Origin of the sequence: Lichenicola cladoniae, from assembly GCF_013201075.1 — a bacterium.
In the GTDB taxonomy this organism is placed as follows: Bacteria; Pseudomonadota; Alphaproteobacteria; order Acetobacterales; family Acetobacteraceae; genus Lichenicola; species Lichenicola cladoniae.
Map to the genome: position 1 here is coordinate 115,190 of NZ_CP053710.1, position 15,145 is coordinate 130,334.

General features: G+C 59.0%; 16 protein-coding genes and 1 pseudogene. 11 read left to right on the plus strand and 6 right to left on the minus strand.

The features are described from left to right. The first annotated feature begins 391 nt into the window (after positions 1 to 391). The 8 genes from HN018_RS24670 to HN018_RS24705 all read left to right on the plus strand — a co-directional run bounded on the left by HN018_RS24670 (position 392) and on the right by HN018_RS24705 (position 7,493). Entirely contained in the window at positions 392 to 2,473 is a 2,082-nt protein-coding gene (locus HN018_RS24670; RefSeq protein WP_171837582.1) for an ATP-binding protein, read from the plus strand. 174 nt (positions 2,474 to 2,647) lie between these two features. Next, positions 2,648 to 3,076 (plus strand): OsmC family peroxiredoxin, encoded by a 429-nt coding sequence (locus HN018_RS24675; RefSeq protein ID WP_171837583.1) that lies wholly within the window; start codon positions 2,648 to 2,650, stop codon positions 3,074 to 3,076. A gap of 96 nt (positions 3,077 to 3,172) precedes the next feature. Further along, a complete protein-coding gene (locus HN018_RS24680; RefSeq protein ID WP_171837584.1) occupies positions 3,173 to 4,051 on the plus strand; it encodes a hypothetical protein in 879 nt (292 codons plus the stop codon). Positions 4,052 to 4,395: 344 nt separating this feature from the next. Next, the gene (locus tag HN018_RS24685) at positions 4,396 to 4,782 is read left to right on the plus strand and encodes a tautomerase family protein (protein WP_171837585.1); all 387 of its coding nucleotides are present in this window, start codon (positions 4,396 to 4,398) and stop codon (positions 4,780 to 4,782) included. 286 nt (positions 4,783 to 5,068) lie between these two features. Beyond that, positions 5,069 to 5,935 carry a site-specific integrase gene (locus HN018_RS24690; protein ID WP_171837586.1) on the plus strand — a complete coding sequence of 289 codons (867 nt, stop codon included), beginning with the start codon at positions 5,069 to 5,071 and terminating at the stop codon, positions 5,933 to 5,935. Beyond that, complete coding sequence (locus tag HN018_RS24695; protein ID WP_171837587.1) at positions 5,932 to 6,549, plus strand: hypothetical protein; 618 nt, start codon at positions 5,932 to 5,934, stop codon at positions 6,547 to 6,549. Before HN018_RS24690 ends, HN018_RS24695 begins: the two co-directional genes overlap by 4 nt. Beyond that, entirely contained in the window at positions 6,546 to 6,905 is a 360-nt protein-coding gene (locus HN018_RS24700; RefSeq protein WP_171837588.1) for a hypothetical protein, read from the plus strand. Before HN018_RS24695 ends, HN018_RS24700 begins: the two co-directional genes overlap by 4 nt. 60 nt (positions 6,906 to 6,965) lie before the next feature. After that, on the plus strand, positions 6,966 to 7,493 hold the full coding sequence (locus HN018_RS24705) for a hypothetical protein (protein WP_171837589.1): 528 nt from the start codon (positions 6,966 to 6,968) through the stop codon (positions 7,491 to 7,493). A gap of 71 nt (positions 7,494 to 7,564) precedes the next feature. Here HN018_RS24705 and HN018_RS24710 read toward each other — a convergent pair whose 3' ends face one another. The 4 genes from HN018_RS24710 to tnpA are packed head-to-tail and all read right to left on the minus strand — an operon-like array spanning position 7,565 to position 10,589. Further along, positions 7,565 to 8,167 carry a UPF0149 family protein gene (locus tag HN018_RS24710; RefSeq protein ID WP_172443567.1) on the minus strand — a complete coding sequence of 201 codons (603 nt, stop codon included), beginning with the start codon at positions 8,165 to 8,167 and terminating at the stop codon, positions 7,565 to 7,567. Next, on the minus strand, positions 8,164 to 9,711 hold the full coding sequence (gene tnpC, locus HN018_RS24715) for an IS66 family transposase (RefSeq protein WP_172443568.1): 1,548 nt from the start codon (positions 9,709 to 9,711) through the stop codon (positions 8,164 to 8,166). Before tnpC ends, HN018_RS24710 begins: the two co-directional genes overlap by 4 nt. A gap of 42 nt (positions 9,712 to 9,753) precedes the next feature. Then, on the minus strand, positions 9,754 to 10,122 hold the full coding sequence (tnpB, locus tag HN018_RS24720) for an IS66 family insertion sequence element accessory protein TnpB (RefSeq protein WP_408886849.1): 369 nt from the start codon (positions 10,120 to 10,122) through the stop codon (positions 9,754 to 9,756). Beyond that, a complete protein-coding gene (gene tnpA / locus HN018_RS24725; RefSeq protein ID WP_171837592.1) occupies positions 10,122 to 10,589 on the minus strand; it encodes an IS66-like element accessory protein TnpA in 468 nt (155 codons plus the stop codon). The genes tnpB and tnpA overlap by 1 nt, the downstream gene beginning before the upstream one ends. 76 nt (positions 10,590 to 10,665) lie before the next feature. Between tnpA and HN018_RS24730 the strand changes: the two genes are divergently transcribed. The 3 genes from HN018_RS24730 (at position 10,666) to HN018_RS24740 (ending at position 14,301) form a co-directional block, all read left to right on the plus strand. Then, positions 10,666 to 11,130, plus strand: coding sequence for a hypothetical protein (locus HN018_RS24730; protein ID WP_171837593.1), 465 nt, complete (start codon positions 10,666 to 10,668; stop codon positions 11,128 to 11,130). Between the two features lie 921 nt (positions 11,131 to 12,051). After that, a complete protein-coding gene (locus HN018_RS24735; protein ID WP_171837594.1) occupies positions 12,052 to 12,801 on the plus strand; it encodes a glucose 1-dehydrogenase in 750 nt (249 codons plus the stop codon). A 528-nt stretch (positions 12,802 to 13,329) separates the two neighbouring features. Next, positions 13,330 to 14,301 (plus strand): IS5 family transposase, encoded by a 972-nt coding sequence (locus HN018_RS24740; protein ID WP_171837595.1) that lies wholly within the window; start codon positions 13,330 to 13,332, stop codon positions 14,299 to 14,301. Positions 14,302 to 14,335: 34 nt separating this feature from the next. Here the strand turns inward: HN018_RS24740 and HN018_RS29585 are convergent. Beyond that, positions 14,336 to 14,437 (minus strand): annotated as a pseudogene (locus HN018_RS29585) (IS5/IS1182 family transposase); the annotation flags it as partial. A 100-nt stretch (positions 14,438 to 14,537) separates the two neighbouring features. Next, the gene (locus HN018_RS24745) at positions 14,538 to 14,816 is read right to left on the minus strand and encodes a hypothetical protein (RefSeq protein WP_171837596.1); all 279 of its coding nucleotides are present in this window, start codon (positions 14,814 to 14,816) and stop codon (positions 14,538 to 14,540) included. Positions 14,817 to 15,145: the final 329 nt, after the last annotated feature.

Sequence of the window (15,145 nt, forward strand, 5' to 3'; positions counted from 1 at the left end):
TTCTATGGTCAGTCTGACACCATTGCTTGTGGCTAAGAATTATACATAGGTTTGATCGAGTGCGTCCGTAATGGTGCTGTTATGCAGAGATGGCGGCCAAGGCCGTTGCGGTAAAATGTGCTCCAACCAAGCCCGGGCGTAGAGAGAATTATCCTGCTTACCGACCTTGCTGGACTAACGGCTGCGGCGCTCTCAGGTCGATAGTAGTGCTTGAACAGCTGTTACCTTATGGCTATAAGGTTAGCACACGTGGTGGTCTCAGTCACCACGCCGGTCTCCCCGGGGATCTGATGGGGAGACTGCGTCTGCGTGGCTGTTCTGGCGAAGGAATCGCAATGACCATACCTGAAGTCTTATCGAATGATCAGGGGCGCGGGCGTTTGGATCAGCTGTGAAATCTACCAGACGGGTCATCCATAGCAGTCTCGTGCCTGAAACAGTTCAGCTTCTCGGCGTAGACTGCGACGTGTTCGACCTAATGCAGGAGAGCGTGATCGCTTTCGATGCCAACGGACGGATATCTTTCTGGAACGCGGCATCGGAGCGTATTTATGGATGGCAACGTGCCGACACTGTGGGTCGACTCTTTCAAGAGGTTTTAGGCGATCAACCGTGGCAAGTCGACGATACGTCCGGAAATGCAAGCGATAACGGCGCTTGCTCCAAAGAGATACATCGAAGAACCCTTTGCGGCCGGGAAGTGGTCATCCAGGCGAACCTCGCTATACAAAGCAAATCGGCCGGGCGAGCCCAGAGAATAATAGAGATCGGCCTGGATGTGACGGTTCAACGGCAAGCCGAGTTGGAGGCCAGGGTTGCCCAAAGGCAATATCGTAATGTCTTTCAGGCAGTTGCTGCTTCGGCCTGGGAGATCGACTTTACTGCCGTTCGAGTACTTGTGTTAGGTTGGCTAAAGTCTATCGATGAGGATCCGCGGCAATGGCTTAAAGCGCGGCCGGCTTTAGTCCGCGAGCTCATTCGCGCAACTATTGTCACGGACGTGAACGACCGAGGGATCCAGCTTTTCAGAGCGTCCAATCGAGAGCAATTGCTTGGCAGCATCGATCGATATTGGCCGGAGGCAAGCACTGACGATTTCTGCGAGTGGATCGCGTCGGCATTAGCTGGCGAGACCTTCTTTAGTCGTGAGACCAGACAACGTCGGCATGACGGTGTAGAATTCGATGCTCTCTTTACCGCAAGTTTTGCCCCAGGCGCAACGGAAGATGATCGCTTAGTTGTCACGATTGTCGATTATTCGGACATCAAACGTGGCCAAGCGGCCGTACGAGAAAGTGAAGCATTCTACACTGATATGTTTCATGGCGCCGCATTCTCTGCTTGGCATCTCGATGCAACAGAGACACAGGCTATCTACTCAGGCTTGAGAGCACGCGGCGTCACCGATTTCCGGGCTTACGTAGCAGAAAACCCTGAACTCGTGTTCCAGATCATGGAAGCGATAAAGGTCGTTGATGTAAATGAGACCAGCGTCAGGCTCTTCGGCGCCATAAGTCGCGGTCAAATGATCGGCCAATCGGTGACGCCTTACTGGCTGCCCGATCGCCTAGAGACGTTCATTGGAAGTTTAGACGCATCCTTCAGAGGCTGCCCGACTTTTGAAAGTCTGGGGCGGATGCGTACGCTTGCTGGCAATGAAATAGACGTGCTCTTTACACGTTCCGCATCCAGCACCCTTCGCAATGCCGGGCAGCTCCTTCTCGCAATCGTTGACATGACCGATAAGGTGAATGCGCAGAATGCTTTGGCAGAGATGCAAGCGACGTTTGCACATGCGGCGCGGGTCTCATCGCTTGGAGAACTTACGGCTTCCATTGCGCATGAAATAAATCAACCTCTAGCGGCAATTGCTGCAAACGGCGAGGCCGCCTCTCGATGGCTCGCTCATCCAGTCCCGGATCTCGGACGGTTGCGAGGCTTGTCAGAGGATATCATTGCGGATGCCCGGAGGGCTTCCGATGTAGTCGGCCACATCCGTTCAATGGCATCTCCTCAGGTAGGTCAATATCGGCCAGTGTCACTAAATAGCCTTGTTGGTGACGCCCTGACGCTGTTGTCATCTCAGCTCAACAAGGTTGGGGTCCAAGCAACATGCGACTTTCAGCCTGACCTTCCGAACGTACTCGGTGATCCCGTCCAGCTGCAACAGGTCATCGTCAACCTAATCCTAAACGCAATCCAGGCGATGGAGGCTACGCCGTGTCGCCGCTTATCGCTGAACACTGTTTTACAAGGTGACCATGTCAGTCTCACTGTTATTGACACAGGTCTCGGTATTCGCACGGAGAACCTAGGTAAGCTATTCGGTAGTTTCTTTACAACCAAAACGGATGGTATGGGGATCGGGTTAGCGATTTGCCGTACTATCGTTGAGGCTCATGGTGGTACTATTGTAGCGGTAAACTGTGCGCCAAGGGGAGCATCCTTTACTGTTCGATTACCCGCGCAATAGATTTGCCGGGCATGCCTTTACCTACCCTCTCTCCAGTCGATATAAAGTCCGATATTGGTCCTTAAATAAGACTACAAGCTATCTCTTGGTATGATGGCTGTTTTCGGACCCGTATATTACTGCTTCTGGCATAGGCACCGTTCACCAGGTGCCAATTTCCTGATCTGGAGAAGCATGATGAACGCCACCGGACTTTCAACCTGGACCGGAACGTGGAAAGACGGATCCGGTACGATCTCGACAAAAACGGATACCTTGCGCAACGCGCCTTACAGTTTCTCGAGCCGTTTTTCGGGAACACCTGGCGCCAGTCCGGAAGAATTGCTGGCTGCGGCTCATGCGGGGTGTTTCAACCAGGCGCTTGCCAACAATTTCGGCATGATTGGACTGGCAGCGGACGCCGTGGAGACGGCCGTCACAGTCGAGATGGGAAAGGACGAAGAGGGGCATCCAGCAATCACCCAGCTGTTTGTGACCGTCGAGGCCAAAGTCCCCGGTATCACGCAGGCACAGTTCGAGATGTGTGCCGAGCGAGCGAGGACCCGGTGCAGTATTGCTAAGGCACTGCGTTGTGAGATCGGGATGTCCGCCACTCTAGGATAGCTGTCCTTCTCATCCGGCTCCCCAGGTCCGTGGCGCTTTGCAGCTACCTAGGACATCGACAGAAGAGCCGGTCAAGCCTGTCATTAGGAAGCGCGCATGACCCGTCCCAGCCAAATCCTGCTGCAAACAACGATACAGGCAGTCAGCGATGATTGGAATATCGGCCGCTTCTCTATGCTCAGAGACTATTTGTCCGATCTGACTGACGAAAACGGGGAGGCCCTTTTTCAAGTAACCGCTCGCGACCGGGCTGCGCCCGGCGCGCCGGACCCAGTGTTGTCCACGCTTGACGCGTCAGACTTCGACGCACTGTGGTTGTTTGCGGTTGACACTGGAGACGGCTTGGATACTGCGGACTGCGACGGCATCTCGCGGTTTCGGCGGCGCGGCGGGGGCCTGATGGTTACCCGCGATCACATGGATCTCGGGTGCTCAGTCTGCGTCCTAGGGGGCGTGGGGGCAGCTCACGTTTTTCACACCCATAACGTCAACCGAAAGTCTGCGGTCCCTCCTCCGGATGACAAGGATACCCCCGAGATCCTCTGGCCGAACTTCCATTCCGGAGCAAATGGTGATTATCAACATATTGTGGTCGCTGGAGCTCTTCATCCTATCCTTCGTGATACCGATGCCGCCGACGGCATTGTCCGCTTTCTGCCAGCACATCCGCACGAGGGTGCGGTCGTTGTTCCTGAGGGCGATCTCTCCGCGCGGGTTATAGCAACAGGAGTCAGCCAGACTTCAGGTCTTATTTTTAATATTGCGGTAGCTTTCGAGCCTTCATCGGAAGGTGGGCCGGCAATCGCCGAGTCGACTTTCCATCATTTTGCCGATTACAACTGGGATAAAGGACGTGGCTGCCCAAGTTTTGTGTCTGAACTACCCGGTATAAGCCTTAAATCGAGTCCGCCAGCCATGGCCTCAGTGCATCGATACGTCCGTAATGTAGCGCTGTGGCTTGTCGGAAGATTGTAGGATTAAAGTTTGTAATGTAGTGGTAGACGCAGTCGGCTTTGACATCAGGCAAGAATTCTGCTGCATGTAGACTTCGGTAAAACCCGCTCTGTTTTATGGTGCTTGTTAAGGCGTCATAGGCAGTGGCTCAGGCAGGGGTTCGTGGCGATCGAACAAGGGCAAGCCGCAGTCGTTGAGCTGGTGACATAGATAAACGATCGATGCCGGCCTTGATCTGAGTAAACACTCCATTCTCTGCCGAGTAACACAAATTCCGTGTCGTCTTAGATTAAGTACGAAGGTCTCCTGTCCCGAAGACTTATTACTTAACTTCGAACCGCAAGAAACGTCTGAAGGAGTTGACGATGCCGTTCGTACGCATTGATCTCATCAAAGGAAAGTCGGTCGACTACCGTCGTCATATCGGCGAGATCGTCTACGCCGCAATGGTGGAAGTGCTAAAAGCACCAGAAAATGACCGATTTCAGGTGATTACCGAGTACGACGAGGCCAACTTCGTCTTCGATCCAAGCTTCTTCGGAATTGAGCGGTCTTCTGACCTCGTTTTTGTCCAGATGGCGCTAGCTGAGGGTCGAACGTTGGAACAAAAACGTGGCTTCTACAAACAGCTGGCCGATGAAATGCATGCCAAGTTGGGCCTGCGACGGGAGGACATTTTCGTCAGCCTGATTGGCACCGGCCGCGACGACTGGTCGTTCGGAAACGGTGAAGCCTCTCTAATGGGATTGTGATCACGTAGTACTTGATAATCACGTCTAGATCGAACATTTGATAACGCTATTAATAACCTGCATAATTAATGTTGTGTCCTTTTTAGTAAACGGCCAGAACCCCTTTTAGTCATGTACGACAAGATACATTATCAGGCATACGTATCCTAAAGTAGATCCAGCTCACCTGATCGCATTGGCATTCTCAGCGCTAGGAACCGTTTTTATCAGCCTTAAGCATGGCTTGCCCCAATTGCAGTGGGGGCGCAAACGGGTTGCGCGGTCAACGTGTTGGCAAGACGGGCAAATGGCGGTCGTAGAGCTGAATCAGGATTTCGATCCATCCGATGTGGTAACAGCCGCAGCTATCACGCCTGTCGAATTGACGGATGCAGCGCAGTCGGGTCTGCCCGCCCCGCACAGCGCGGTGACGCGGCGGCTTTATGCGGCCGATTGGGGTGCATTTGTGGCCTGGTGCCGCCAGGAACATCAGACCGCTCTGCCGGCGACGCCGAGCTCCGTCGCGGCCTACCTCAGCAGCCTTTCCGCGTCCCTGGCGCCCGGCGCGCTTGGCCGACGTACTGCCGCCATCGCTGACCGGCATCGTCGCGCCTGCCATGCGTCGCCATGCACCGACATGGTCGTGGGGGATGTACTGCGTGCAGCGCGCGCTGCACGCAAATCCGACTCTGCACCGGCAAGCTCCCCAAAGGGAGCGAGATCCAGATCGCGCCCGCGCCGCCGGCGCCCGCACAGCAACGCGCTGCTTGAGCGGATGGCCGCCCGCTGTCCCAGCGACCTGGCTGGTCTGCGCGATCGCAGCCTGCTGCTGTTAACTGCGGCCGGTGTCAGCGGCGAGCGTCTGCTGGCACTCGACCGGGAGCATGTCCGCCTCGGCAGCCACCAGGTCGAGTTGGTATTGGTGATGCCGGACGGCGGGGCAGGCGAGGTGGTGGTCATCCACCGCGGTGCCCTGTCGACCACCTGTCCGGTGCGCGCTTTGGATCATTGGCTGAGCAGCTCCGACACCCGCTTCGGACCGCTGTTCCGCAAAGTGGACCGGTGGGGCAACGTCGAGCATCAACGGCTGCGGGCCGACGGCCTGCGTCGCATCTTCCAGCGCCGCGGCGTTGTCGGGCGACGCGCACGGCCAAACGCGGCCGACACGCCATGAGCACTGGCCTCAAACAGGTCCTGTCGGATCCACCGCTCCGCCTGCCCAGCACCGACTGGCTGCATTACCGCCTTTCCGTCGGCGGTCCGGGAGACACCGTGGCCACCTTTGCCGCGTCGGCACGCGATGCGGGCACCATCCCATGGCGGCTGGATCCGGAACGGCTCGAGGAGGATCTGTTTCACCAGTTGATCGCGCCGCCGGCGCCGCAGAAGCGCAGCCTCAGTGTGGAAGGGGCCCGGGCGCTGGCGCGTCAGCTGACTGAGGCAAGTGTTGCACGTCACGCGGCCGCCGTGGCGCGCGTCGGCATCAGCCCGGCCTGCCCGTTCGACCTGCACGCCCTGGTGCCGGTGCCGCCCGAGATCCTGCTGCTGGGTTCGGATGATCCTGCAGCGATCGCCTGGCTGTGGGCGAACTGGGGCACCACCGACGCGCTGCGCCACGTTGACCTGGAACCGGCCCCGCTGCTGCGGACACCGCGTCCGGCCGACACGGCTGAGTTGTGCTTCAGCTTCTGGTCGGCGGATTGGACACCGTGGCAGGTCTTCGCCGTGCTGCGGGCGCGGTGGCCGACGCTGCGCTTCGAGGTGCGTCCTACCTACGACAAGTCATGACCAGTCCGGTCGCGGGCGATGCGATGGCGATCGCGGCCGTCGACTGTTTGCCAGCGGATGGCTGGGAGGATCCGCCGCGGCGGCTGCCAGAAACGACGGCACCGGTGCTGTCGGTGGAAGGCTTCGAAGGGCCGCTTGACTGGCTGCTGGAGATGGCCCGCACGCGCAAGCTCGACTTGGCGCGGCTGTCGATCCTGGCGCTGGTCGAGGCCTTTGGGGAGGCGATGGACCGGGCGCTGATCCCCGGTGCGCCGGTCGCAGCACTAACCCGTTGGGCGGCCTGGACGGTGATGGCGGCTCAGTTGGCCGAGTTGCGGTCGCGGCTGATGCTGCCGGCCGATGCACCGGGCGCCTAGGCGGCGCGCGATGAAGCGGAGGGGCTGCGCCGGCAGTGGATCAGCCATTCCGAGTTGTCGGTGGCGGCTGACTGGCTCGAGCAGCAACCGCAGCTGGGACGCGACGTGTTTGCGCGTGGGCAGGCGGAGGTGGCATGGGAAGGCCAGGGCGCAAGACGCGCACTTGGCCTCACTGCTGACGACGACGAGATGCTCGACGCAGAGCTTGCAGATGACGCCGGTCGCGACGATCTGACGGCCCTGCTTAGGGCGTGCCTGGTAGCGCTGCGGCTGCCATCGTATGCGGACGTCTTCCAGCTGCAACGGTTGCCGTTCTGGACTGTCGCCGATGCTCGTGCCCGAATCACCCGGCTGTTGCCGGCGCAGACCAAGCCAGTATTGCTGAACTGGTTCCTGCCTGAGGATCGCGTAGAAGAGGCTGGGTCGTCTCAACCATTGCGACGCAAGGCGGCACTGGCCGCAACGCTGATTGCCAGCCTGGAGCTTGCACGCAGCGGGAGCCTAACATTGCAGCAGCGAGCATTCCTGCAGCCGATCAAGGTTGGAGAGGCCGGCCTGACGAAGAACTGGCATCAAGGTTCCGACTAGCCCTAGAATCAGGTCGGAGCGCGTCGCAACAGGGTAACCGCTGCGAGAACACCACAAGGCAGGATACTGGATCAGCGGTCCTTGAGTCGCTTTGGCATCCAGTAGTTCCGGATTTGTGGGATCACCAGCGGAATGTCGTGGTAGGCATCTCGTAGGAAGTCCTTGGTCTCTGATCCTGCGCGAGCCGGACCCAGCATGGGACTGCCATGTTCATCGAGGCAGTGGAGCAGGATCGGGAGCAGGAGGCCGTGCTCTGTGCGTTCCAAATCGCATAAGGTTTGCCACGCGTTGAGTCGCAGACGCATTGCCGAGAGAAACCCCATGCACCACGGGGCGGCGAGGACAGTGCCGTCATCCTTTCTCTTAAAGATCGGCGCATTCCTCTCCGGAGCCTGGGACAGTGTTTCACCGATCGTGTTGAACCTGTCGGCTATGGCCATCATGGCGGCGAGATGTTGGCCGGACGCAGAGCCGACAATTCCGTTAATCCCGAGCAGGTCGACGAACCACACGTCAGGCTGGATCGAGCACGGGCCGATAGCGATTGCCGTGAGGTATCCATCGAGCATGGAAACGCCGTCGACTTTCGGTGGCGGCTCGAGTTGCCGCAGCCAAATATCGAGTGTCTCCAGGTGCATGGCTTTCGGCGCGGCTGGTTCGCGCTTCTGCTTCATGCGGCGGCCGTTCGCGTGGCCTGTGCTGCCTTCCAAACCCACGGCAGCAATTCCCGCACGGCGTTGTTCTTCGTCTGGCCGGAAACCATTCGGTCCAGCACGTCGGCCAGGTAGGCGTGTGGATCCAGATCGTGCAGCTTGGCTGTGTTGATCAACGACGCCAGCACCGCCCAGCTTTGGCCGCCGCTGGCCGCTCCGGCAAACAAGGCGTTTTTCCGCCCCAGGGCGATCGGCCTGATCGTCCTCTCGACGGTGTTGTTATCCACTTCAACCCGGCCATCTCTCAGGAACATCGTCAGCCCGTCCCAATGGCCAAGCGTGTAGCGGATGGCCCGCGCCAGCGGCGCCTTGACGGAGATCTCCGCCAGACGGTCCATCAGCCAAGGCTTGAGGATATCGAACAATAGCCTGGTTTCCGCCTGTCGGATCGCCACTCGTTCGCGGGCGCTGGTGCCGCGGATGCGTGCCTCGATCGCATAGATGGCTGCAAACCGCGCGAGTGCTGCCGCGGCCACCGGCGACCCCGTTGCCTTGTGCACCTCGAAAAACCGTCGGCGCGCGTGCGCCAGGCAGAACGCCAGCGTGATGGCGCCACCGCTACGCTCAGGCCGTGCCAGCGCGGCATAGCCGCCATAGGCGTCAACCTGCAGCACCCCGTTGAACCCGAGCAGATGCTCGGCGACATGGCGGCCTTTGCGATCCTCGGCAAACAGGTAGACCACGGCAGGCGGCGCCGGGCCCTGCCAGGGTCGATCGTCCGTGGCATATGACCAGAGCCGGGCGATCCGTGTCCGGGTCCGGTTACGATCCAGCACCGGCAGCGGCGTATCGTCGCAGAACACCTTCGGCGCAGCGAGCACTGTGGCGACCAGCAACTCGTGCAGCGGCTTGAGCCACCAGGCCGCGCGGCTCACCCAATGCACCAGCGTCGAGCGATCCAATTTGATGCCATGCCCGGCCAGCATCTGGGTCTGCCGATACAGTGGCAAATGCCAGGCAAACTTGGAGACCACGATGTGCGCCAGCAGGGCCGTGGTCGGCAGTCCGCCATCAAGTGGGCGTGGCGGTGCGCTGGCTTGCACGATGGCTCCGGCGCAAGCCCGGCAGCCATAACGTGGCCTGCGGATCCTGCGGACGCGGATCAGCGCCGGAACGATATCGAGCATCTCGCTGATATCCTCCCCGACCAGGTGAAGTTTGCCCTGACAACATGGACACGCCGTGACCGTCGGCTCGATGATGATCTCGTCGCGCGGCAGATGAGTAGGCAGGTGGCCGATATTGCGTGTGGACCTGGGCCGTGTCCACTGATCCAGACTCCGCGGCTGGATCAGCTTTGGCAGCTCGACCGGGGCCGTGGAGAGATCACCTAGACCCAGCAATAGCTGATCAGATACCGGTTCCAGCTTCTCTGACCGCGCACCATACAGCGCACGCTTGAGCGTCTCGACCAGCGCGCGCAGGCTGGTATTCTCCTCGCGCAGTCCCGTCACCAGCGCGATCAGCGCATCAGGTTCTCGTGTCAGGGTTTCAGCAGCGGGCACGCCTGCAGCGTACCAAACTTATACGCCATTTCGCGAGAACGATCATGCACTGGCCTGCAGATTTTCCATCGTCGCCGCTGGGCGCATGGCAATTTCTGTCCAGTCCAACCCGGCGAACAGCATGCTGAGCTGACCCGTGCTCAAGGTGATGGATCCGTCGCGAACCGGAGGCCAGGTGAAGTTCTTGGCCTCGAGGCGCTTGGTCACCAGACACAGGCCCGAGCCATCCCAGATCAGCAGCTTGATCCGGTCCGCACGCTTGGCCCGGAACACGAAAATATCGCCCGCAAACGCATCCATTGCCAGCGCCTGGGTCACCAGCACCGCCAGGCCGTCCATGCCCTTGCGGAAATCTACCGGTTTGGCAGCAACCACGATCCGCAACCCCGGACGGGTTGGAATGCCCAGGATCAACGGATCTGGCCGATGATGGTCAGGACCTGGCGTAACGCCTCGAAATCAACGGCGCCGCGGACCCGCACACGTGCTCGACCGATCTCGACCTCGATCCATCCTGGCGGATCGGACGGCGCCGAGGCCGCCGACCTGGTCGCTGATACAGGCGATACAGGTGCTGCGGGGTCGTCGCAGCGAACAGGAACGAACGTCGTCCCAACCTGCCCAGGCGATTGGTGCATGGCTTGCCGCCGCCACGTCTGCAGCAATCCCCGGTTCAGATCGTGACGTCGTGCAACCTCCGAGACCTGCGCACCAGGCGTCAGGCTCTCCATCAGGATCTGGGCTTTCTCCGCCGCTGTCCAACGCCGACGGCGAACAGTGCCGGTGATGACCTCGATCCGACGATAGACATCTCCCTGATGCCTGCTCTGATCACTGCCTTGATGCCTGTCACTATCCAACGAATTGCCCGCCCTCATGCCAGGACAGTGTCACTCATCTCAATGTCATACCGCGAGGTGGGGTCCTCGCATCGGTTACGCAACAGGAGTGGTTATGCAGATCTCCGAGGTCACGGATCATTCGAATGCCCAGACCCGGCCGCAGGGCAAAGTGCGTCTTCCCCGTAAGCTCGGGACGATCCCGGTGACGGTACGGCTGGATCCACCCCGCTACGACCGGTTAAAACGGCTGGTGCTGCGCTATACGACAACCGGACAGCACATCATCCAGACAGCGCTTGAGCGCAGCATGGTGACCCTGGAACGGGAGCAGACGCTCAGGGTCGAGATCGCCGGGCAGAGCATGCTGTTCGAGCCAGCGGTCGACAGCCAAGCCAGCATCGTCCGTAAGCCGCGACAGGACAGCTTCGCCTTCGTGCGACCGGAACCGACGGTGGCACTGACCTACCGGGCGAGCGTGCCGATGCATCGCTGGCTGCACCAGCGATCGGTCGAAACCGGCCAGACCATCCAGGAGATCATCAATGATGCGATGAAGGCAGCCAGAGGCGAGGGCTAGCTTTCATGTGCAGGCAGCTTGTCAAAATACCGAACTTTAATTCCCTTGAGGCAACGCTCCACCCGTCATTGAAAGTCTGCCTAAAGCATCAGGCTCGCGGATAACGGCGAGAACTGCTGCTGCAGTATCGTCACAGTCAGTAGGGTCGAGCCCCCCTGATTGTCATCGTGGAGATGAAAATCTCCTTCACGCTGGAGCTGCTGTTGCAGGCCAAAGACCGTTTGGCGCAGTCAGGTCGGGATCGGCAGTGTAGCGCACAGTTTTCGGTTGCCTACGCCACGCATAGCAGCCGCTGGCACTCACATACAGCGCTGTGCATATGAGATAAATCGGGTAGACCTGCCGGTTATCCCCAATGAAGCAGAACCTCCTCTCGCTGGGATCGAGCTTGTACCGCTGGCTCATTTAAGAGCGTTGCGTTTCATCAGCGCGTTCTTAAGCTCATGGGGAAGCCGACGGATATCCAGCTGATCGGCAGACGTTATGAACTCGGAAGATGCCATAGTGAACCCGAATGATATATTTACGAATCTATCTTAAGGCCCCCAAAACCTGCAATATCAATGATTAAGAAGCAAACCGGCCTCGACTTCGACTAGCGGAAGTCAAGTTGACGCCGTCAACCAAACCCTCTTCCGTTCGAAGTCGTATGTCAACAAACGGCGCATTCTGCCCGTCATTATCACACCATGCACTTTCAGAAAGGAATTTGAGACCTTCAATAAAGTTCAGAAAGATCATTTCAGAGAGAATAGTTTTCTGCATCTTAGGCGCTAGTGTTGTTGACTATCCTCGCTAGCTCGCTTTCGCAACGCCGTCTGGCATCATGGGTCAAGCGGTTCCATGATTTGATCCCGCCCTCTTGAACGTCGCCCGCCGCACCCACAGTTCGATATTTATTGAAACAGAAGGATGATCCCCATGGCACAGCTCTCGGGCAAGGTTGCGCTAGTCACCGGCGCGTCAAAGGGTATCGGCGCCGCCATAGCAGAGGCGCTTGCCGCCGCCGGTGCCGCGGTTGCAGTGAACTACTCTTCAAGCCGCGAGGGCGCTGAAGCAGTCGTTGCGCGCATTGAGGAGGCGGGCGGTCGCGCGGTTGCCGTCGGCGGTGACGTCGGAAAGCCGGGCGAAGCAAAGCGCCTTGTGTCTGAGGCGGCGTTGGCATTTGGCGGTCCAGTCACCGTCCTGGTGAACAATGCCGGGGTATACAAGATGGCACCGCTCGCCGAGATTGCCGAGGAGGAGTATCGGCGCCACTTCGACACCAACGTCTGGGGCCTGCTCGCTGCCAGCCAAGCTGTTGCAGCGCAGATCGACGGGCAAGCTGGAAGCATCATCAACATTTCTTCGGTGGTCGCCCGCGGCACTTTCCCCGGCACGGCAGTGTATGCCGGGACTAAAGGCGCGGTGAATACGATCAGTGGCGTGCTCGCAAAGGAGCTTGGCCCCCAGGGCATACGGGTGAACTCGCTCAGCCCTGGCCTAGTCGCCACCGAAGGCACTCGCACCGCCGGCATTATTGGCAGCGAAATGGAGCAGGGGGTCGTGGCTACCACGCCGCTTGGCCGTGTCGGCCAACCGGATGACATCGCCGCGGTTGCGGTATTCCTCGCGTCCGCCGAAGCACGCTGGGTGACCGGGCAAATCATTGAGGCATCCGGCGGCGCCTAATCTGTCTACACGCGGCGGCGAGATCCGCCGCCGCCTTCACTGCATCGGCAGCAGCTTAACGGGCTAAACGATTCAGCACAATCCTCGGTGCCTACACATGTAAGACTGTTGGCCATGTCTGAGGCGACGGAATGGTTTATGTGGTTGGTTCCGAGATGTGGTGAGGCCGATTAAATCCGAACATCTCAGGCTTTGTTGTTCATGCCCGGTAGACAGCCTCGGAAAGTGTTCTCCAGCAAAGAGCTTTCAGATGCTGGCCAGCAGTTTACAACGCAGCGCTCGTAGGGGTGCCCAGTTTCTATCGCGCGAGCGATACACAAGGTAGTAGGCAAACTTGCTCACTACCTTTGAGGCTTGGAAAGCCGGAACAAGGCGGCCTGACGCGTATAAGCCTCAACCAGCGCCTGTACGCCGATTGAAACGCCCATTCCAGCCGCAGCCGCCTCAAAAACGATCTGGGCATTGTCATGGCGTTGGTGCATGGACCGGTCGGCTGACGCGGCTCTCCTGGCCTGATAGAGGTCTGGGATGCCCTTCAAGCACAACGCGTTCCGCCGCCACCACATCCCGAAGGCCCGTCGCCGGGTCATGAACTGGGCAGCCTATGAGGCTGGTCTGCGGCAACGTGGTGATTTGACGTTGTGGCTGGACACGGCGGCCTTGTCTGGATGGCATGCCCCGCGCCGGACGACACCAGGCGGTCAACCGGTCTATGCCGAGGTGGCGATCGAGCTGGTGCTGACCCTGCGATTGGTCTTCCATCTGGCTCTACGCCAGGCAGAAGGTTTCGCGCGCTCGGTTCTGCGCCTGCTCGGACTGGATCTTTGCGTGCCTGATCATTCGACCTTGAGCCGTCGGGGGCGCGCCTTTGCCGGACGTCAACCGCGTGCCGCCCGGCGTGACGAGCCCGTTCATGTCGTGTTGGACAGCACGGGCCTGCAGGTCTTCGGGCAGGGCGAGTGGGATGCCGAGAAGCATGGCTGCACACCCAGGCAATGGCGAAAGCTGCATCTGGCCGTCAATGCCGAGACTGGCGAAATCGTGGCGCACAACCTGACGGACAAGGATACCGGCGACATATCAGAAGTCGCGGGGCTGCTGGCAACGGTGGAGGGGAAGATCGCCAGCGTGATCGCCGACGGCGCCTATGATGGCACGTCCGTGTATGACGCTGCTGCTGCACGCCAGCATAACCCGCCACCTCATATCGTCATCCCGCCAAGAGCATCTTCGGTCATCAAAGCTGACGCCGACACCGAGACCGTTCGCAATCGTCATGTCCGGGACATTACCGAGAAGGGACGCATGGCCTGGCAGAAAGCCAATGGTTACGGCAGACGCAGCATCGTGGAGACGACGATCGGTCGTTACAAACACATCATCGGTCCGAAGCTCAGAGCGCGGTCGACCGCCGGTCAGAACGCTGAGGTTGCCATCGCCATCTGTGCCCTCAACCAAATGATCCGGATCGCCAAGCCCATCTCCGTTCCCACCGTCTGAAGCGATCACCGGGTAGGGCAAGCTCTTGCCTCCCGCCCGGTCCACGCAACAACGCCTCGTAGGCCGGCGAGTTCATGACCCGGCAACAGGCCTTCGGGATGTGGTGGCGGCGGGCCGCGTTGTGCTTGAAGGGCATCCCAGCCATCTACTAGCTCACGAAAGTCGCGTCAGCCGGATGGTCCATGCACCAATGCCCCATGCTCAAGCATGCCGCAGTCGCCAGTTCACAATAGCCTTTAAACAGCTCGTGCGGCTCGACTGCCGGCAACCATCCCCGATTGGAGCGCACAATGTAGGTCAGCTGGATAGGCAAAGATCAATTGGTCGGCATTGCCTGAGGTCTTGATCGCCGCATCAAAGCCGACCAAAAAGGCCATTTCCTCGCGTTCTGAAATATAAACAGGTGACGGCGAGACTTTGACAACCCAGTTGATCCAGACGCGAACCGCCAGACCGTGCATCCAAGTGACGGACTGAAGGATTAGAGGAGTTTTGGTAGCCCGGGATGTTTTCATAAAGCTATTCTCTGATCGAGGGAATTCTACGTACTATTATTAGCTGCCTTCAAAATATAAAAGGAGTGACTTCAACCATATTGCGATGCTCCCGCTTCGATTCACTTTTCACTAGCGTTCTTTGGTCACGGCATTGATACTTCAACGCACTTCAGCTTGTCGGCGCGCTTCCAGCATTCGGCAGCGACAGTTCCATTGCTGGTGCCGGTAATCATGAAATATTGCAAGAATCGGCGCATCGCATCAATACCTCCTGTTTTCCTGATCTAAGTCCTACGCGCTGAGCTTTGTGTTTGGTCAAGTTGAGAGTTTTTAGGCTGGATTAGACA

Excerpts from the sequence above, each read along its gene's own strand:
- HN018_RS24675 (WP_171837583.1), top strand. The coding sequence starts at position 2,648 with ATGATGAACGCCACCGGACTTTCAACCTGGACCGGAACGTGGAAAGAC.
- HN018_RS24680 (WP_171837584.1), top strand. The coding sequence starts at position 3,173 with ATGACCCGTCCCAGCCAAATCCTGCTGCAAACAACGATACAGGCAGTC.
- HN018_RS24685 (WP_171837585.1), top strand. The coding sequence starts at position 4,396 with ATGCCGTTCGTACGCATTGATCTCATCAAAGGAAAGTCGGTCGACTAC.
- HN018_RS24690 (WP_171837586.1), top strand. The coding sequence starts at position 5,069 with ATGGCGGTCGTAGAGCTGAATCAGGATTTCGATCCATCCGATGTGGTA.
- HN018_RS24695 (WP_171837587.1), top strand. The coding sequence starts at position 5,932 with ATGAGCACTGGCCTCAAACAGGTCCTGTCGGATCCACCGCTCCGCCTG.
- HN018_RS24700 (WP_171837588.1), top strand. The coding sequence starts at position 6,546 with ATGACCAGTCCGGTCGCGGGCGATGCGATGGCGATCGCGGCCGTCGAC.
- HN018_RS24710 (WP_172443567.1), bottom strand. The coding sequence starts at position 8,167 with ATGAAGCAGAAGCGCGAACCAGCCGCGCCGAAAGCCATGCACCTGGAG.
- tnpA (WP_171837592.1), bottom strand. The coding sequence starts at position 10,589 with ATGAGGGCGGGCAATTCGTTGGATAGTGACAGGCATCAAGGCAGTGAT.
- HN018_RS24730 (WP_171837593.1), top strand. The coding sequence starts at position 10,666 with ATGCAGATCTCCGAGGTCACGGATCATTCGAATGCCCAGACCCGGCCG.
- HN018_RS24735 (WP_171837594.1), top strand. The coding sequence starts at position 12,052 with ATGGCACAGCTCTCGGGCAAGGTTGCGCTAGTCACCGGCGCGTCAAAG.
- HN018_RS24740 (WP_171837595.1), top strand. The coding sequence starts at position 13,330 with ATGCCCTTCAAGCACAACGCGTTCCGCCGCCACCACATCCCGAAGGCC.
- HN018_RS24745 (WP_171837596.1), bottom strand. The coding sequence starts at position 14,816 with ATGAAAACATCCCGGGCTACCAAAACTCCTCTAATCCTTCAGTCCGTC.